Genomic DNA, 18,069 nt, shown 5'->3' with positions numbered 1-18,069 from the left:
GCCACCGGGTTGAAGACGATTTTGAAGGCGGCGGGGACAGGGTTGCTGTTCCTGGTGATCGGCGGGCTGCTGGCGATCACGATCGTGCCGCGATTCCTGGACCGCATTTATTACGAGGGGCCGGCGGGCGACCATTTCGATGGCGCGCGATTCTTCAACCCCGATGGCGACGCCGATACGGTTCGCCCACCGACGGCGGGCAGCCGAGGCGGCTTTTTCTGGCGGTACCTGACGGGGGGCGACGGCCGGCCCGAATGGCCGGCGGCGGTGCCGGTGACCCAGACCCGGCCGCTGCCGCAGGTCGAGGGCGAGCGGATGCGCGCCACCTGGATCGGCCATGCCAGCGTGCTGGTGCAGACGCAGGGGCTGAACATCCTGACCGACCCGATCTGGTCGAATCGCGCCGGGCCGTTCGGCTTTGGCCCCGGCCGGGTCACCGCACCGGGCGTGCGGCTGGAGGACCTGCCGCGGATCGACCTCGTGCTGGTCAGCCACAATCATTACGACCATCTCGACAAGGCGACGCTGAAGCGGCTGTGGGAGCGTGACCGGCCGCTGATCGTCACCAGCCTCGGCAATGACAGCGTGATCGGGCAGGCCGGCGTGCCGGCAACCGCGCTCGACTGGGGGCAGTCGGTGACGGTGAAGCCGGGCGTCGCCGTGGCGGTGTCGCGCAACCACCATTGGGGCAGCCGCTGGTTCCGCGATCGCAACCGCGCGCTCTGGTCCGCCTTCACCGTGACGCTGCCCGGCGGCAATCTGTTCTTCGCCGGTGACACGGGGATGGGCGACGGCAACTGGCCGCGCGAGGCGGCGGCGCTTGGCCCGGTGCGGCTGGCACTGATCCCGGTCGGCGCATTCCGCTTCGTCCCCGGGCAGATGGGGACGGGCAGCCATATCGGCCCGGCCGATGCGGTGCGCGTGTTCAACCGGCTGGGCGCGTCACATGCCATCCCGCTCCATTGGGGCACGTTCCGCCTGAGCTATGAGGGGCGCGAGACGCCGGTGCGGATGCTGGAGGCGATCCTGCGGCAGACCGGCGGCGATCCGGCGCGTTTCGCCGCGGTGACCGTGGGCGCGCCGGTGGAGGTGCCGCCCTACACGACGCCGGTGCGCCAGCCCGACGAGGCGCTGATCGACGCGGCGCTCCGGTCGCCCGAGGTGATGGCGCTGCCGTGATGGTCGACAACCTGCCGATCCACGCCGTCCTCCCCGATCTGCTGGGGGCGCTGCGCACCCGCGCCAATGCGGTGCTGGTCGCGCCGCCGGGGGCGGGCAAGACCACCGCCGTCGCGCCCGCGCTGCTGGGAGAGGAATGGTGTACCGGCGAGGTGCTGCTGCTATCGCCGCGGCGGCTGGCGGCGCGCGCGGCGGCGGAGCGGATGGCGGCGCTGGCGGGCGAGCCGGTGGGGCAAACCTTCGGCTATGCGACTCGGCTCGACACCAAACGCTCGGCAAAGACGCGGGTGACGGTGGTGACGGAGGGGATCTTCACCGCGCGGATCCAGCGCGACCCCGAACTCGCGGGCGTATCCGCGGTGCTGTTCGACGAAGTGCATGAGCGCAGCCTGGATGGCGATTTCGGGCTGGCGCTGGCGCTCGACGCGCAGGCCGGGCTGCGCGAGGACATCCGGCTGGTGGCGATGTCGGCGACGCTCGACGGGGCGCGCTTTGCCACGTTGATGGGCGGCGCGCCGGTGATCGAGAGCGAGGGGCGAAGCTGGCCGCTGACGCTGCGCCACATCGGGCGCACGCATGACCGGATCGAGGATGCGGTGGCGGCGGCGGTGCGGCTGGCGCTTGGCGAGGCGGAGGGCGGCGTGCTCGCGTTCCTGCCGGGCGTCGCCGAGATCGAGCGGACGGCGGAGCGGCTGGAGGGGCTGCCGGGCGTGGCGCTGCATCGGTTGCACGGCAGCCTTGATCCGGGGGCGCAGCGCGCGGCGATCCGCGCCGAGCCAGACGGGCGGCGCAAGCTGGTGCTGGCGACGTCGATCGCGGAGACCAGCCTGACGCTTGATGGCATTCGCATCGTGGTCGATTCGGGGCTGGCGCGGCGGCCGCGCTATGACCGGGCGGCGGGGATGACCCGGCTGGTGACCGAGCGCGCGAGCCAGGCGTCGGCGACTCAGCGCGCCGGCCGTGCGGCGCGGCAGGGGCCGGGCGTCGCCTATCGCCTGTGGGAGGAAGCGGCGACCGCCGGCCTGCCGCGGTTCGACCCGCCCGAGATAGTGGAGGCGGACCTGTCGGCGCTGGTGCTGGCCAGCGCGATCTGGGGCGTGGCTGATCCGCGCGACTTTTCGTGGATCGACCCGCCACCCGAGGCAGCGGTCAGCGAGGCGCGGGCGCGGCTCGGCGCGCTGGATGCGATCGACGCGGACGGGCGGCCGACCGCGCATGGCCGCGCCATCGCCGCGCTGCCGATGCCGCCGCGGCTGGCACACATGCTGGTGCGCGCGGGCGAGATGGGGCTGGGCGGCGTGGCGGCGGAGGTCGCGGTGCTGCTTGGCGAGCGCGGGCTGGGGGGCAATGACCCGGACCTTGAGCTTCGGCTGCGGCGCTGGCGCGGCGATCGATCGCCCAAGGCGCAGGCGGCGCGCAAGCTGGCGGAGCGTTGGGCGCGGTCGATGCCGGCGGCCGTCAGCGCGCCGCCGGCGGGCGGGCATGATGTCGCGGTGGCGGTGGCGCTGGCCTTTCCCGATCGCGTGGCGCGGCGGCGCGATGCGAGCGGCGAACGCTGGGCCTCGGTCGGCGGGCGCGGGTTCAAGCTGGACCCGGCGTCGACGCTGGCGCGCGAGCAATGGCTGGCGGTGGCCGAAACGCAGGGCATGGCGGCCGGCGCGCGAATCCTGTCGGCGGCGGCGATCGACGAGGAAAGCGTGGCGGCCTTGTTCGGCGAGCGGATCGAAACGCGGCACATCGCCGAGTTCGATCCCGCGACGGGCGGCGTGCGGCCGCTGCGCGAGCGGCGGCTGGGTGCGATCCGGCTGAGCAGCGGGCCCGACAGCAGCGCCGCTCCGGCGGCGATCGAGGCGGCGCTGGTCGAGGGGGTGCGGGCGCATGGGCTGGCGTTGCTGCCGTGGCAGGCGGGGGCCGAGGCCTATCGCCAGCGGGCGATCTATGCCGGGCTGCCGTTCGACGACGAATCGCTGCTGGCGCGGCTGGACGAGTGGCTGCCGCCGCTGGTGGCGGGGCGCCGGCGACTGGACGCCATCCCGCCGGGCGCGCTTGGCGATGCGCTGCGCGGCCTGTTGAGCTGGGACGAGCAGCAGTGCGTCGAGCGCGTGGCGCCGTCGCATTTCACCAGCCCGGCCGGCAGCAGCCATGCGATCGATTATGGCGCGGAAGGGGGGCCAAGAGTGGAGCTGCGCGTGCAGGCGCTGTTCGGGCTGGCGGAGCATCCGACGGTCGGGACGGCGCGCGTGCCGCTGGTCCTGTCGCTGACGTCACCCGCCGGCCGCCCGATCCAGACGACGCGCGACTTGCCCGGTTTCTGGGCGGGAAGCTGGGCCGCGGTGGCCAAGGAAATGCGCGGTCGCTACCCGCGCCATCCCTGGCCCGATGACCCGGCCGCGGCGGCGGCGACGCTGCGGACGAAAAATGCCGATGCAAGAGCGCGCGGTTCGCGGTAAGGGCAGGGCCATGTCGACCGCCCGTATCTTTCAGCGCCCGAAGAACGCCATGCAATCGGGCAAGCACCGCACCGACCTGTGGCAGCTCGAGATCCCGTCCGACGATCCCAAGCGCCCCGATCCGCTGACCGGCTGGGCCGGGGGCGCGGACACGCGCGAGCAGGTGAACCTGTTCTTCCCGACGGTGGAGGCGGCGATCGCTATGCCGAGCGCGAAGGGCTGGCCTATACGGTCATCCCGGCGCCGAAGAAGACGCTGAAGCTGCAGAGCTACGCCGACAATTTCCGCTGATCCGCGGCGCCGCTGAGCTGAGCGGCGCGCGCCGACCGGCCCGTCAGGGGCGATCGGCGCAGCGCCGCCGGATCAATCCTCTTCCGGCTCCGGCCGCGGCGGGTGCAGCCGCACGCGATTGACGCGCCGTTCGTCGGCGTCGAGCACCTCGATCCGCCAGCCGCTGGGGTGGTCGATGCAATCGCCCGGCTCGGGCACATGGCCGGCCAGTGCGGCGGTGAGGCCGCCGATCGTGTCGACGTCATAACCGGCCTTGTCGAAGCGGGCATCGACCAGCTCGGCGATATCCTCCAGCTCCGCACGGGCGTCGGCATCCCACGCGCCGCCATCGGTCGGGACCAGCAGCGCGGCGGGTGCCTCGTCATGCTCGTCCTCGATCTCGCCGACGATCTCCTCGATCAGATCCTCGATCGTCACCAGCCCCTCGGTGCCGGAATATTCGTCTAGAACCACGGCGAGGTGGACGCGCGTCTGGCGCATGTCGGCGAGCAGATCGAGCGCGCCGCGGCTCATCGGGACGTAGAGCGGCTGGCGGATGAGGCCAGTGATGTCATCCGGCCGCGGGCCATCCCCGGCGAGGATCGCGAACACGTCCTTCACATGGACCATGCCGATGATCGTATCGAGCCGCTCGCGATAAACGGGCACGCGGCTGACGCCGGCATCGGCGAAAACGTGGACCAGCTCGTCGAACGGGGTGCGTTCCTCGATCGCGATGATGTCCGCGCGCGGCACGCCGACGTCGCCGGCATCGCGCTCGCTGAAATGCAGCAGGTTGCGCACCATCTGCCGTTCGAGCGGGGTCAGATCGCCCTTCGTTTCGGGACGATCCTCCTCCTCGTGGCGGTCGATCGCCGCCTCGAGCACTTCGCGGAGCGTGGCCTCTTCGGAATCACCAAAGATCAAGGTGCGCAGGCCGCGCCAGATACTGCCTTCGCCAGGCTCGCCGTTTCCGGCGCTACTTCGGTCCTCGGACACTTAGTCCTCTCGTATAATGTAGGGATCGGCGATGCCGAGCGAGGCGAGCGCATCACGCTCGATCGCTTCCATCGCGTCCCCTTCATCGTCGTTGATGTGATCATAGCCGAGCAGATGCAAGGTGCCATGCACGATCAGATGGGTCGCATGATCCGCGACGCTGATCCCCCGTTCGGCGGCTTCGGCGGTGCAGACGCCGTGCGCGAGCACGATGTCGCCCAACAGCACCTCGCCGTCGTCCGAATTCTGGCTGACGGTGTCGATGAGGTCGGGTTGCACCATCGGGAAGGACAGGACGTTGGTCGGCTTGTCCTTGCCGCGATATTGATGATTGAGCGCCTGCACCTCCACGTCGGAGGTCAGGCGGATGCTGACCTCCACCGTCGCGGGGGCGGCAAGCAGGGTGCCGTAGGGCGTCGCGCCGACGGCGGCACGCACCGCCGCCAGCGCCAGCGCTTCCCACCGATCCTGAGTCCAGGGGACTTCCTGCGAAAGGGCAATCTCGATCATCGAACCTGTCCGTAGAGCAAAGCGGCGCGTTTGATCAGGCCCAAAAATCCCAATGTGTCAGGCATCGGGCCCTTCATAGGCCTCGACGATGCGGCCGACGATCGGGTGACGCACCACGTCCGCCGCGCTGAACCGCGCCATCGCGATCCCCTCCACGCCCTCCAGCCGAATGGTCGCGTCGGCCAGCCCGCTCGCTGCGACGCCGCCGGGAAGGTCGGTCTGGTTGGGATCGCCGCAGATCACCATCCGGCTGTTCTGGCCGAAGCGGGTGAGGAACATCTTCATCTGCGCGGGCGTGGTGTTCTGCGCCTCGTCGAGGATCACGAAGGCATCGGCCAGCGTGCGGCCGCGCATGAAGGCGATCGGTGCGATCTCGATCTCGCCGCTCGCGATGCGCCGTTCGACCTGCTCGGCCGGCAGGCAATCGTAGAGCGCGTCGTAGAGCGGGCGCAGATAGGGGTCGACCTTTTCCTTCATGTCGCCGGGGAGGAAGCCGAGCCGCTCGCCCGCCTCCACCGCCGGGCGCGACAGGATCAGCCGCTGCACGCTGCCGGTGATGAGCTGCGCCACCGCCTGCGCCACGGCGAGATAGGTCTTGCCGGTGCCAGCGGGGCCGAGCGCAAAAATCATGTCGTTGTTGACCAGTTCGCGCATGTAATGCGCCTGCGCCGGGGTGCGCGGCACGATCGTCTTCTTGCGCGTGCGGATCATGATGGGCGGCGCGCCGCCGCCGGTGCCGCCGGCGCTGCCCCGGTCGGCGGCGAAGATGCCGTCGAGCGTCGGTTCGGCCGCCATCGCGATCGCCGCGTCGACGAGGCCGCCGTCGACCTCCTCGCCGCGCTGGATGCGATGGTAGAGATCGTTCAGCACGTCGCGGGCGAGCGCCACCTGTTCGGCCGACCCCTCCAGCCCGACGCGGTTGCCGCGCGCGGTGATGTACACGCCGAGCCGGTTTTCGAGCATCACGAGGTTGCGGTCATATTGACCGAACAGGGCGCTGAGCAGCTGGGGACGATCGAACGTCAGTTCGACGCGACTACGCTCGCCCGGCTGGGCGGCTACGGGCTTGCGGCTCATCGGGCTCCTTGGAAGCGGATCATGTCACTGCAATGTGGCAGCGCGGATCGGCGAGTGTAAGCCCCCCTGTTGCTGATTTCGCGCAACCCGCCAGCAAGTTGGCGCCCGAGGCGGCGATCAGGCGGCGCTGCGATCAGGCGGCGCGGTCGAGCCGGGGGACGGCGATCAGCGAATTGGGACCGGCCTGAGTCAGCGTGACGGAGACGAGATCGCCGATCGCATGATCGCCGGTCAGCAGCACCGACTGGAGCCAGGGCGACTTGCCGAGCATCTGGCCGGGGTACTTGCCCCGCCGTTCGATCAGCACGTCGCAGGTGCGCCCCACCGTGGCGGTGTTGAAGGCGTGCTGATCGCGGTTGAGCGCGGCCTGGAGCTGCTGGAGACGATCGGCCATCACATCATCGGGCACCTGGCCCGACAGATCGGCCGCTGGCGTGCCGGGGCGCGGGCTGTATTTGAAGCTGAACGCCTGGGCATAGCCGACCGCATCGACCAGGCTGAGCGTGTCGGCGAACTCGGCATCGGTCTCGCCGGGAAAGCCGACGATGAAGTCGCCCGACAGCGCGATATCGGGCCGCGCGGCGCGGATGCGGTCGAGCAGGCGAAGGTAAGAATCGCGCGTGTGGCTGCGGTTCATCGCCTTCAGCACGCGATCATTGCCCGCCTGCACCGGCAAATGGAGGAAGGGCATCAGGCTTTCGACGTCGCGATGCACGTCGATCAGCCCCTGCGCCATGTCGTTGGGGTGGCTGGTGGTGTAGCGGATCCGCGCAAGGCCGGGGATCCGGTCCAGCGTGCGGATCAGGTCATGCAGATCGCGGCCGTCGGCGTCGGTCCAGGCGTTGACGTTCTGCCCCAGCAGCGTGATTTCCCGCGCGCCGGCATCGACCAGCGCCTTTGCCTCGTCGACGATCGCCGCGAACGGGCGGCTGACCTCCGCCCCGCGAGTGTAGGGCACGACGCAATAGGTGCAGAATTTGTCGCACCCTTCCTGCACGGTCAGAAAGGCGGTGGGGCCGACCTTGCGCCGCGCGGGCAGCACGCCGAACTTCGATTCGACCGGCATGTCGGTATCGACGCTGGGGGTGCCGGCGGCGGCGTCGGCGACCAGGCGGGGCAGGTTGTGATAGGCCTGCGGGCCGACCACCACGTCCACCTTCGCGCGGCGCACGATCTCCTCACCCTCGGCCTGGGCGACGCAGCCGGCGACGGCGATCATCGGTGCCTCGGCGCCCTGCAGGCGGCGATCCTTGCGCAGGCGGCCGATGTCCGAAAACACCTTTTCCGTCGCCTTTTCACGGATGTGGCAGGTGTTGAGCACGACCAGATCGGCGTCGGCGGCATCGACCGCGGTCATGCCCTGGCCGGCCATCAGCTCGGCCATCCGCTCGCCATCATAGACGTTCATCTGGCAGCCGAAGGATTTGACGGCAAAGGTCTTGGGCGCGGGCTTCATGGCGCCGGGCCTATAGCGAAGCCGGGGCCTCCACGCCACCGGAGTCCAAATTGGCGGGCTCGACCGTGGGGGACTCCACCCTGGCGGCCTCCATGCCCCCAGCAGCCGCGATCCGCGCGCGCGCTTCGGCGGCGATCGCCTTTCGTCCGCCATGCGCCGCCGGGTCGAACGGGGCGCAGAAGGTCAGCGTCATGGTGAAGCTGCCGCGGCGGCGCAGGACGCGCAGCGCATGGGCGGTGCCGGGTTCATCGCCGACCCAGGCGAGTTCGCGGGTCGCCGCGCCATAATCGATCCGCACCGGCTGGACGAGGACGCCGGGCGGGGGCGGATCGAGCACGGCGAGCAAGGGCGCCTTGAACGGCAGCAGCTGCGTGCCGTCGCCGGTGGTCCCTTCGGGGAAGATGGTGATCGCCCACGCCTCTGCCAGCGCGGCGCGCAGGATGGCGATCTGCTCGGTCACGGCCATGCGATCCTCGCGCCGGACGAAGATCGTGCGGTTGAGCGTGCACAGCCAGCCGACCAGCGGGACGGCGCGCAGCTCCGCCTTGGCCACGAACGCGCTGCCGGTGCGGCCGGCAAGGATGGGAATGTCCATCCAGCTGAGGTGATTGGCGACGAAGACGACGTTGCGCCTGAGCGGCGTGCCGACCGTCCGGCGGCGTGCGCCGATGATCCAGCCCAGCGTGCCAAGGTACCAGCGCGGCCAGGGGGAGGGGAGGCGAAGCAATCGCCACAGCAGGTGGATCGGCAGCGCGATCAGCAGCGCTGCGACGATCCCTGCCAGCCGTGCCGCGACTCGGATCAAACGAGGTCGGGCTCGCCAGCGGCGCGGGCGCGCGCCTCGCGGGTACGTTCCGCCTCCGGCACCAGGCGGAAGGCCGCGATCGCAGCGGCGAGCGTGATCGGCACGGTGACGAGGAGCGAGAGCATGCCGATCGACAGGCTATCCGTCAGCGAGGAAATACGCCCGGCGAGATACGGACCCATGGCGAGGCCAAGCAGGGTGGTGCCGATGAAATAGGTCGCGGTCGCCGCGCCGCGCATCCGCGGCAGGACGAGATCCTGCGTCGTTGCGGCGGAATTGCCCAGGCCCCAGCTGGCGGTGAACTGGCCGAGGAACAGGCAGGCGTAGAGCACCATCGGCGTGTCGGTGGTGAAGGCGATGGCGAGGAAGGGCGCGGGCACCACCGCGCCCAGTGCGACCATGATGAGCCGCCCGCCGGGATGCTTGGCGCGCAGCTTGTCACCCAGGATGCCGCCGGCGGTGACGCCGAGGAAGCCCGACACGGCGCCAAGGCCGCCCAGGATCAGCCCCGCCTCTGCGGGCGAGATGCCGAGATCACGCATCGCATAAGGCGCTGCCCAGAAGCCGGCGGCGTAGCTGAGGAAGGCGTTCAGGCCATAAGCGACGACGGTGCACAGGAACGCCGGCGTGCCGATGATGAGCGCGAAGGCCGGCGGATCGCGGTGGCGCAGCGCCGTCGCCCAGGAGAAGACGGCGTAGCAGCCGATCCCCACCGCCAGCCATTGTGGCAGCGGCTCACCGATGCTGATGAGCGCTAGGATTGCCGCCGCGACGACCGCAAGGCCGATCAGGTTGGTGACGAGCGCACGCGTGCCCAGCCGCGCCGCGCCGATCAGGGTAAATGGGGGCAGGATCGACATGAGTTCGTTGAAGAATTCGCGGAACGGCGCGGGATGCGGCGGCTGCGCCAGCCCTTCAGACAGGCCGCGCACCGGTTCGCGCAGGGTCGCGATCCAGATGGCAAAGATGATGCCGGGCAGCCCGACAGCGAGGAAGGCGGCCTGCCACCCGGCGAGGCCGAACGGGCCGCCATCGGGATAAGCGGCGTTCCAGTTCTGCACGATCAGCCCGCCGATGAAGAGCGAGATGCCAGCGCCGACATAGATGCCCGCGGAATAGATCGACAGCGCGGTGCCGCGCAGCTTCTTGGGGAAATAATCGGAGATCAGCGAATAGGCCGACGGGCTGGCTGTGGCCTCGCCGATGCCAACGCCGATGCGCGCGACGGCGAGCTGCGTCCCGTTCTTCGACAGGCCCGACAGCGCCGTCATCGTCGACCAGAGTGCGAGGCCGACGCTGATCAGCCGGACGCGGTGCCAGCTGTCCGCCAGCCGCCCCAGCGGGATGCCGAACAGCGCGTAGAAGACGCCGAAGGCGGTGCCGTAGAGGAAGCCGAGATCCTCGTCGCGCAGGTTCAGGTCGCGCTTGATATCTTCCGCCAGGATCGAGATCACCTGCCGGTCGATGAAGTTCAGGATGTAGACAACGAACAGAATGGCCAGGACGTACCAGGCATAGCCAGTGGCGCGATATTCACCATCCGTCTCGGTTTGCATCCTGCCCCCGTGTGATGTTCTTGGATCGTTGCGAGAGGCCTAACAGACGTTCATTCGAGGGGCCAGCGCGCGATTGGCTCATAGGCGGCGCCGGCATGGCCGAGGTGGCTTTCGTACAGGATGAGGTGCGTGAGCGCGAAGGGTTGGCTGGACAGCGCCGCGTGCCGCGCGAGCCAGGCGGCGACCTCCGCCTCCGCGCCGGCGCCACGGCTGAGCCGGGCGAGCGTGATGTGTGGCAGAAACGCGCGATGTTCCGGCTCCAGCCCGACGCGGATCATCGCCTGGTCGACTTTGCGGTGGAGCGCGGCGAGCGCGTCGTGCGGCGTGACGCCGGCCCAGAGTGCGCCGGTCTGCCCGCGCTGATCGAACCGGCCGACTCCCGACAGGGCGACGGTGGGCGCGGGCGCGCTGAGCGAGGACAAGGCGAGCGCCACGTCCTCCGCCACCGGGCGGTCCACCGATCCGATGAAGCGCACGGTGAGGTGCAGTTGCTCGTCATCCTGCCAGCGCGCGGGCGCCACGCCGTCCATCACATCGGTCAGCGTGTCGCGGATGGCGGGGGGCGGGCGAAGCGCCACGAACAGGCGGTGCATGGATCGTTTCCCTGTAATCTGAAGGGCTCAGGCGTCGATGTGTCGACGGGCGGGGAGCAGAAGAATGTGACGAACTGTTGCTAGGGGCGGCCAAACTTGAACTTTGCGTCCCCGCACGCAATATTCCGTGGGTATCCGGCCCTTTTGCCGGACGAAGGAGCATATACGAAATGGCCAACTGGTCCGACCCCCGTCCGACCGCGAGCGCGTTCGGCGCGAGCGTACCGGGCACCCGTGGAACGACGTATGATGCGGGTCTCCGCAAGTACATGCTGTCGGTCTACAATTACATGGCTTCGGGCGTCCTGCTGACGGGCATCGTCGCGCTGCTGTTCGCCAGCGGCGGTCGCGAAAGCCTGGCGGCGCAGGTGTTCCTGACCCCGGGGCCGCTAAAATATATCATCATGTTCTCGCCGCTGGCGTTCGTGATGGTGCTGAGCTTTGGCATCAACCGCCTGTCGACCGGCACCGCACAGCTGCTGTTCTGGGCGTTCGCAGGCATCATGGGCCTGTCGATGTCGACTATCTTCCTCGTCTACACCGGCTCCTCGATCGCCACGACGTTCTTCGCGACCGCGGTCGCCTTCCTGTCGCTGAGCATCTACGGCTATACGACAAAGCGTAACCTGCAGGCGTTCGGCACGTTCCTGATCATGGGCGTCGTCGGCCTGATCGTCGCCTCGCTGCTGAACCTGTGGATGCAGAGCTCGGCGCTTCAGATGGGCATCAGCGCGATCGGCGTGCTGCTGTTCGCTGGCCTGACCGCCTATGACACGCAGCGCATCAAGGAGATGTACGCTCACGTCGCCGGCACCGACATGATGGGCAAGGCCGTGATCATGGGCGCGCTGTCGCTGTACCTCGACTTCATCAACATGTTCCAGTTCCTGCTCTCGTTCCTGGGCAACCGCGAATAAGCGAGCAGCATCCGGATCAACCGGGGCCCGGCGGGGAAACCTGCCGGGCCCTTTTCTTTTGTCCGCTTCCCGGCCGGCCCGACGGGACATGAGGGGGAATGGCCCGATGCGCCTGTCGATCGATGTCCACCTGGATTACGGATTTGCCGAGCCGGCCGACGTGCTGCTGCAGATCGAGGCGGCGGCGATGCCGGATCAGTGGATCGAGACGGAATCCCTGGTCATCCGGTCCGACCATCCGATCCGTGCGGTACCGGGCGAGGCGGGGATCGGCCAACGCTGCTGGGCACGGGGCGAGGGGCGGCTGGTGGCGGATTATCACGCCATCGTCGCAATCGACCGGCCGGGTATCGAATTGGCGGCGCTGCCGGAAACGATGGTTCGTGCGCTGCCGGCCGAAACGGTTCGCTACCTGCTGCCCAGCCGCTACGTCGAGTCCGACCGGTTCGAGCATTTCGTGCGGGGGCAATTCGCCGGCCTGCGCGGCGGCGCGCTGGCCGCCGCCCTGACCGACTGGGTGCGCGAGAATCTCACGTACAGCGGGGCGGTGAGCGACGGGCACAGCAGTGCGCTGACCACCTTTGCCGAGCGGCGCGGCGTGTGCCGCGATTATGCGCATCTGCTGGTGGCACTGGCGCGTGCAGCCGAGATCCCGGCGCGCTGCGTCGGCGCCTATGCGCCCGGCGTCGACCCGCCCGATTTTCATGCGGTCGCCGAACTGTGGCTCGACGGGGCGTGGCGGCTGGTCGACCCGACGGGCATGGCGAGTTGCGACGATCTGGCGCGTGTCGCCGTGGGGCTGGATGCGACCGAGATCGCCTTCATGACCATTTTTGGCGTGGCGACGCTGCAGCGGCAGACGGTCTGTGTGCGCCGGATCGACGATGTCGCCGGGCGATGATGCTGCGGGAACAGCCTAGACAAATTGTTCGTTGATGATGGGTAACGAAGGAGAGTTCGATGCCCACGCAGCAGCCACCGTCACAGGATGCCGGTCGCGACGAGTCGATTGCCGAGCGTTTGGACAAGGATCCCAAGAACAAGGACGCGCAGCTTGACGCGGGTCTCGATGAGTCGATGGACGCTTCCGACCCGCCCTCTTCGACGCAGCCGGGCAGCGGCGATCCCGCCAAGTCGTCGGGATATGATGAGGAAGCCGAGCGGCAGCGCGACGCCTGATTGTTGCGCCAAAGCCGCACTGATCGTCATTCCGTAACAAGAGTGACTCAGTTCGTCGCATCGCTTGTTGCAGTGCGTCATCGGCCATGATCGTATCGCTTCGTGGTTGCGCGGGGCGGATCCTCCCACCCCGCCGATCGCAACAACATGTGCGGGGTGGCTAGCGATGGGCGCGATGATGAGGCCGGCGGAAGGCGCAATGACGCTGGCGGAGATGAAGGAGTTTGCGGGCTTCGGCGCGTCGACCCAGCGCTACATCCGCCGCAGCCTCGACATCGGCCTTGATCGTGAGGATGCGCTGGCCCGCTGGTCGCGAGACGTGGTCGAGGCGGCGAGCATCCGGGCGCAGGCACGCTATTATCGCCGCCTGCCGGGAATTCGCGCGATGATCCCGCAGGACAGCGGCATCGATGCGATCGAGCCGTTTCTGGCGCCGCTGATCGCGGTCAGCGCCTTTGACCTGGGGCAGGGGCGGATCACCAGCTTTTCCGCCTATCGGTTCCTGTACGAGCGGCTGATCGGCGCGTCGGCGCGGCCATGGCTGCCAGGCGCCTTCTGTTCCGCCGCGGCCCTGCCGCACCTCCATCCTGCGCTGCGCCGTGACCTGCTGCAATCGATCAGCGAGGCGGCGGCCACGGCATCGGGCTGGTCGGCGCGGCCGCCGGCGTTCTTCCCCTATTGGGTGGAGAAGGTGGAGAGCCCCGCGATTCCGTATTGAGGCTTGCTGCGCCGGCGCGCGCCGGTGTCAGCGGCAGGAGCGCCAGCTCATCGATCCGCGGTTCGCCTGATCGAGGTGGAAGTGATCGCGGTGGGCGGCATTATAGTCAGGCGACAGGACGGTGGCGAAGAGCTTGCACGCGCCATCGCGCACGTCGCGCAGGAACGCGGCCTTGGCGCCGCCATCCTTCCAGTCGTCGAGCACGCTGATCCGACTGCCATCGGCGAGGCGGAAGCCGGCGATGTCGACCGCGTTGGCGGTGGCGTGCTGGCTGTAATCGCCGCTGCTGCGGCCGTAGAGGCGGCGGCAATTGTAGCTGCCGAGATGGTCGATCCGCGTCACGCGCATCCGCAGGTGCCGTTCGGCGGCGGGCTGCACCACCTCCCATTGCCATAGCGCCAGCGCGGCGGCGACCGGGCAGGAGATGCCCAGCCCGGCGGGTGTGAAGGGGGTGATGCGCGGCTCGTCCGCAGCGAAGCGAAGGGCATTGTCATAGCCGCAATTGTCGCCCTCGCGCAGCGGCGCCAGCACCGTATAGGTGACGCCCGCACGGTCGAGCAGCGATTGGCAGCGCGAAAAATCCTCCCCCAGCGCGACCAGCTTTCGCCCGGTGAACAGCCCGGGCGGCTGCGCCAGGTCGAGCGGCGCCCAGGGCGTATCCTGCGGATGCCGCTGCGCCCAGCCATAGGCCAGCAGCGCCAGCAGGCCGACGACGGCCAGCGCAACGATGACGCGCAGCGTGCGCCGCACGCGCCGCGCGGCACGATCCCGCTTGCGCATCAACCGCGCATCGCGCTCGCGATCACCTCGGACGTGATGGGGTAGCCGGCGTCATCGGGGATGCACAGATGCTCCTCCCCGTCGCGCGTTTCGGACCAGGGCGTGACCGTGCGGATCGGCGTGTCATTGGCGTGCGCGGCCGCATCGGCGAAGCTGGTGAATTGCGCCAGTCGTTCCAGGTTGCGGCGGGTGGGGAAGATCACCTCCAGCTTGCCCGCATCGGCATCGTCGAGCACCTGCTGCGCGGTTGCCCAGACCAGCCGGACGTTTTCGGTGTGGTCGACGGTCGCCCGCGGTGCATTCTCCGGCAGCTGCGCCAGATAGAAACGCGTGTCGAAGATGCGCATGTTGCGGTGCGCGGGGCGCCAGCGCGCCCAGGGCACCAGCTGATCGAGGTCGAGCGTCATGCCGGCAGCGGCGAGCGCCTCGGCAAAGGAATCGCCAGCGTGCAGCGCGGCGCGCATCCGCACCAGTTGCTCTGCGGTCGGCAGCGCGGACAGGCCGATCGGCAATCCGGCTTCCTCGATCGTTTCGCGAATGGCGGCGATCCGCGCCGCCGCTTCCTCGCCGCCGCCGTGAAGCGCCGCCATCGCATGGTCGCCCGGGTCGATCCGACCGCCGGGGAACACCATCGCGCCGCCGGCGAAGACCATCGCCTTCGCCCGTTCCACCATCAGCAATTCGGGCGGGCCGTCGACGGCATCGCGGAAGATGATCAGGGTTGCGGCGGGAATCGCTTCAGGCAGATCGTCACTCATACGACCGACTTAACGATGCTTGCGCCAGAAAGTCACGCGCGCGGGTGCCCGAATTGACTCTGACGGTGCTGCGATGATCGCGCGCGGGCGAGTGGGAGAGGGTGCCGACGGTCGGCGCGATGCCACGCAGCGGCATGATCGGGTGGTGGTGGAGCCGAGGGGAATCGAACCCCTGACCTCTGCAGTGCGATTGCAGCGCTCTCCCATCTGAGCTACGGCCCCGCCCGGTCCCGGCACAGCCGGGAGCGACGCCCTTAGCTCGCAATCCGGGGCGATGCAACGGCTTCTCGCCCCATCCTGAAACGTCGCCATCGGTGACCAGAGCCGCCTTCACGACGGGTACCTTGATGCGCCTGCGTAACGACAGGAACATATCCCGGTGTCGTTGCTTGGTTTTGTAGCGCGACCGGGCCGCAGAACCCCCGGCGCCGTCCGACAGGCAAGGAGTTTCTGGCATGGTTTACGATCGAAACGGGCGCGGTGATCCAGCCGGCCGTGAACAGGACTATGGCCGCGATTATGGCTCAGGCCGTGACTATACATATTCCAGCGCGCGCGACTACGCGGCCGCGGGGCGCCTTGGGCGCGGCGGCGGTGGCAGCACGCGCCGCGACCGCGACGATGACAGCCGCGACTATGTGCGCGATTTCGTGCCTTATGGTGAGCGCGACTATGGCCATGAGGGCTATGGCCAGCGCGACCGGCGCTACGCCAGCTACGACGATGACAACAGCACCCGCGACTGGGGCGATGGCCGCCGCATGAGCCGCGACGGCGACTATTATGGTGCTGGCGAGCGATATGGCCGGTCGACGTACGGTCAGTCGCGCGACAGCCGCTGGGATCGTGGGCAGCAGGGCTATGGCGCCGGCTCAGGCTATGGATCGTGGCAGGGCCGCGACGACTATCGTGGCGGCGGACAGGGACGCGGTTGGGGCCGCGACCATGACGAGCATCGCCGGCACGAGCATCAGGGCCGCGGGCGGCATCGTCACGGCGGCGGCTACGCCGGGATGCCGCAGGGCTATGATTATGACGAGCGCGGCTTCTTCGCCCGCGCCGGGGACGAGGTGCGTTCCTGGTTCGGCGACGAGGAGGCGGAGCGCCGTCGCGAAGAAGACATGCGCCTCGACGAGCGGGACTATGGTGATCGCTACGGCAACCACCGCGACAGCGATTATGGCTCGTGGCGCCGCTCGCAGATCGCGTCGCTCGACCGCGATTATGACGAATATCGCCGCGAGAACCGGAGCAAGTTCGAGAATGAATTCTCCAGCTGGCGCACCAACCGCCAGACGCAGCGCGATTCGCTGAACAAGGTGACCGAGCATATGGAGGTCGTCGGCATGGACGGCAGCCATGTCGGCACGGTCGACAAGGTGCGCGGTGACCGCATCCTGCTGACCAAGAACGACGCCGATGCCGAAGGGCGCCACCATTCGATCCCGTCGAGCTGGCTGGCGACCGTCGATACCAAGGTCACGCTGACCAAGACCGCCGACGAAGCCAAGAAGCACTGGCGTGACGAGGAAAACAGCTCGGCGCTGTTCGGCTATGGCGATCGCACCGGCGACCAGAACCGCGACAAGACGCGGACCGATGGCAAGGACGAGGGACGCACGTCGCTCGATCGGAGCTTTTCGGGCACGTATTGATTGAGCTAGCTGCCGGCCGTTCCCCCTCTGCGGTCGGCACTAGGGAGCCCGGGCATCGTGCCCGGGCTCTTTGCGTCTGGGCGCCGTGCCGCGTGGGCTTTTTGCCTGGAAGCCGGGGCTCATGCATAACCCGGGCGCAAGAACCGAAACTGGGAGATGATGATGCCACGCGCCTGGACCTTGCGAGCGCGCCCGTCGGGCATGCCGCAACACAGCGACTTTGAACTGATCGAACAGCCCTCCGCCCCGCTGGGCGAGAATGAAGTGCGGATCGCCAACCGCTGGCTGTCGGTCGATCCCTATATGCGCGGCCGGATGAACGACGTGAAAAGCTACGTCCCGCCGTTTGCCTTGGGTGAGCCCATGCAGGGCGGGGCGATCGGCGAGGTGGTGGAGAGCCGCGCCGCCGACCTTCCCGTCGGCACCAAGGTGCAGCACATGCTGGGCTGGCGCGAGGAAGCCGTGCTGCCGGCTGCGCAGGTGCAGAAGCTGCCGCCGATCGACGTGCCGGAGGAAGCGTTCCTGGGGCAGCTCGGCATGCCGGGCATGACCGCCTATTTCGGCCTGCTCGATGTCGCGCAGGCAAAGGAAGGCGAGGTCGTGTTCGTTTCCGCCGCCGCCGGCGCGGTGGGATCGACGGTGGTGCAGATCGCCAAGGCCAAGGGGATGACCGTCATCGGTTCGGCCGGCGGCGCGGCCAAGGCGGAATGGGTGAAGTCGCTCGGCGCCGACAAGGTGATCGATTACAAGGCGGGCAATGTCGTGCAGGCCCTGGCCGATGCGGCACCCGAGGGAATCGACGTCTATTTCGACAATGTCGGCGGCGATCATCTGGACGCGGCGCTGCTGGCGGCGCGGCTCCGCGCGCGTTTCGCGATCTGCGGGATGATCGACATCTACAATGACGGCAAACCGCAGTCGCTGAAGTATCTGGCGAAGGTGATCGGCGCGCGGATCACCATCAAGGGCTTCCTTGTCGGCGACCATCTGGCGCGGGTGGCGGATTTCTATGCCGACATGGGCCGCTGGCAGGCGGAAGGGCGCTTGCGCCGCGAAGAGACGGTGTTCGACGGGATCGAGGCGACGCCGGACGCCTTCCTCGGCCTGTTCACCGGCGGTAATACCGGCAAGATGCTGGTGAAGCTCTGATCTAGCGCGCTGCGCCGC

General features: G+C 68.7%; 17 protein-coding genes, 1 tRNA gene and 1 pseudogene. 9 read left to right on the top strand and 10 right to left on the bottom strand.

Going from position 1 to position 18,069, the window contains the following annotated elements; all coding sequences use genetic code 11:
* Window positions 1-18: 18 nt before the first annotated feature.
* From ACH0BU_RS01730 to ACH0BU_RS01720, 3 genes and pseudogenes are all read left to right on the top strand, one after another.
* Window positions 19-1,179 carry an MBL fold metallo-hydrolase gene (locus ACH0BU_RS01730; RefSeq protein WP_500263682.1) on the top strand — a complete coding sequence of 387 codons (1,161 nt, stop codon included), beginning with the start codon at window positions 19-21 and terminating at the stop codon, window positions 1,177-1,179.
* On the top strand, window positions 1,179-3,629 hold the full coding sequence (gene hrpB / locus ACH0BU_RS01725) for an ATP-dependent helicase HrpB (RefSeq protein WP_500263681.1): 2,451 nt from the start codon (window positions 1,179-1,181) through the stop codon (window positions 3,627-3,629). Before ACH0BU_RS01730 ends, hrpB begins: the two co-directional genes overlap by 1 nt.
* Before the next feature lie 10 nt (window positions 3,630-3,639).
* Window positions 3,640-3,920 (top strand): annotated as a pseudogene (locus tag ACH0BU_RS01720) (ETC complex I subunit).
* A gap of 72 nt (window positions 3,921-3,992) precedes the next feature.
* Here the strand turns inward: ACH0BU_RS01720 and ACH0BU_RS01715 are convergent.
* From ACH0BU_RS01715 to thpR, 7 genes are all read right to left on the bottom strand, one after another.
* Window positions 3,993-4,898, bottom strand: a complete 906-nt coding sequence (locus ACH0BU_RS01715; RefSeq protein ID WP_500263613.1) for a hemolysin family protein — start codon at window positions 4,896-4,898, stop codon at window positions 3,993-3,995.
* Window positions 4,899-5,408 (bottom strand): rRNA maturation RNase YbeY, encoded by a 510-nt coding sequence (ybeY, locus tag ACH0BU_RS01710; RefSeq protein ID WP_500263612.1) that lies wholly within the window; start codon window positions 5,406-5,408, stop codon window positions 4,899-4,901.
* Between the two features lie 57 nt (window positions 5,409-5,465).
* Entirely contained in the window at window positions 5,466-6,485 is a 1,020-nt protein-coding gene (locus ACH0BU_RS01705; protein WP_125944196.1) for a PhoH family protein, read from the bottom strand.
* Window positions 6,486-6,618: 133 nt separating this feature from the next.
* A complete protein-coding gene (miaB, locus tag ACH0BU_RS01700) occupies window positions 6,619-7,941 on the bottom strand; it encodes a tRNA (N6-isopentenyl adenosine(37)-C2)-methylthiotransferase MiaB (RefSeq protein WP_500263611.1) in 1,323 nt (440 codons plus the stop codon).
* A gap of 10 nt (window positions 7,942-7,951) precedes the next feature.
* Window positions 7,952-8,746, bottom strand: coding sequence for a lysophospholipid acyltransferase family protein (locus ACH0BU_RS01695; RefSeq protein WP_500263610.1), 795 nt, complete (start codon window positions 8,744-8,746; stop codon window positions 7,952-7,954).
* Complete coding sequence (locus ACH0BU_RS01690) at window positions 8,743-10,302, bottom strand: spinster family MFS transporter (RefSeq protein WP_500263609.1); 1,560 nt, start codon at window positions 10,300-10,302, stop codon at window positions 8,743-8,745. The genes ACH0BU_RS01695 and ACH0BU_RS01690 overlap by 4 nt, the downstream gene beginning before the upstream one ends.
* A 50-nt stretch (window positions 10,303-10,352) precedes the next feature.
* Window positions 10,353-10,895: an RNA 2',3'-cyclic phosphodiesterase gene (thpR, locus tag ACH0BU_RS01685; RefSeq protein WP_301090847.1), complete on the bottom strand. Its 543-nt coding sequence runs from the start codon at window positions 10,893-10,895 to the stop codon at window positions 10,353-10,355.
* Between the two features lie 170 nt (window positions 10,896-11,065).
* On the opposite strand from thpR, the gene ACH0BU_RS01680 reads away from it, so the two are divergent.
* The 4 genes from ACH0BU_RS01680 (at window position 11,066) to ACH0BU_RS01665 (ending at window position 13,709) form a co-directional block, all read left to right on the top strand.
* Window positions 11,066-11,812 (top strand): Bax inhibitor-1/YccA family protein, encoded by a 747-nt coding sequence (locus ACH0BU_RS01680; protein WP_046409164.1) that lies wholly within the window; start codon window positions 11,066-11,068, stop codon window positions 11,810-11,812.
* Window positions 11,813-11,918: 106 nt separating this feature from the next.
* Window positions 11,919-12,713 (top strand): transglutaminase-like domain-containing protein, encoded by a 795-nt coding sequence (locus ACH0BU_RS01675; protein WP_301090845.1) that lies wholly within the window; start codon window positions 11,919-11,921, stop codon window positions 12,711-12,713.
* 59 nt (window positions 12,714-12,772) lie between these two features.
* On the top strand, window positions 12,773-12,991 hold the full coding sequence (locus tag ACH0BU_RS01670; protein ID WP_186313892.1) for a hypothetical protein: 219 nt from the start codon (window positions 12,773-12,775) through the stop codon (window positions 12,989-12,991).
* 166 nt (window positions 12,992-13,157) lie between these two features.
* Window positions 13,158-13,709 carry a hypothetical protein gene (locus ACH0BU_RS01665; RefSeq protein WP_296220063.1) on the top strand — a complete coding sequence of 184 codons (552 nt, stop codon included), beginning with the start codon at window positions 13,158-13,160 and terminating at the stop codon, window positions 13,707-13,709.
* A gap of 27 nt (window positions 13,710-13,736) precedes the next feature.
* Here ACH0BU_RS01665 and ACH0BU_RS01660 read toward each other — a convergent pair whose 3' ends face one another.
* From ACH0BU_RS01660 to ACH0BU_RS01650, 3 genes are all read right to left on the bottom strand, one after another.
* On the bottom strand, window positions 13,737-14,489 hold the full coding sequence (locus ACH0BU_RS01660) for an extensin-like domain-containing protein (RefSeq protein WP_296220060.1): 753 nt from the start codon (window positions 14,487-14,489) through the stop codon (window positions 13,737-13,739).
* On the bottom strand, window positions 14,489-15,247 hold the full coding sequence (locus ACH0BU_RS01655) for an NUDIX hydrolase (RefSeq protein ID WP_046409169.1): 759 nt from the start codon (window positions 15,245-15,247) through the stop codon (window positions 14,489-14,491). The genes ACH0BU_RS01660 and ACH0BU_RS01655 overlap by 1 nt, the downstream gene beginning before the upstream one ends.
* A gap of 146 nt (window positions 15,248-15,393) precedes the next feature.
* Window positions 15,394-15,469 (bottom strand) — tRNA-Ala (locus ACH0BU_RS01650).
* Between the two features lie 233 nt (window positions 15,470-15,702).
* Between ACH0BU_RS01650 and ACH0BU_RS01645 the strand changes: the two genes are divergently transcribed.
* Window positions 15,703-16,902: a DUF2171 domain-containing protein gene (locus ACH0BU_RS01645; protein ID WP_211095173.1), complete on the top strand. Its 1,200-nt coding sequence runs from the start codon at window positions 15,703-15,705 to the stop codon at window positions 16,900-16,902.
* A gap of 162 nt (window positions 16,903-17,064) precedes the next feature.
* Window positions 17,065-18,051: an NADP-dependent oxidoreductase gene (locus ACH0BU_RS01640; RefSeq protein ID WP_296220056.1), complete on the top strand. Its 987-nt coding sequence runs from the start codon at window positions 17,065-17,067 to the stop codon at window positions 18,049-18,051.
* The last annotated feature ends 18 nt before the right edge of the window (window positions 18,052-18,069 follow it).

Source organism: Sphingomonas olei (assembly GCF_045369765.1).
GTDB lineage: Bacteria > Pseudomonadota > Alphaproteobacteria > Sphingomonadales > Sphingomonadaceae > Sphingomonas > Sphingomonas panaciterrae.
The sequence above is the reverse complement of the archived record's forward strand: the minus strand, read 5'-3'. Positions and strand labels throughout refer to the sequence as shown.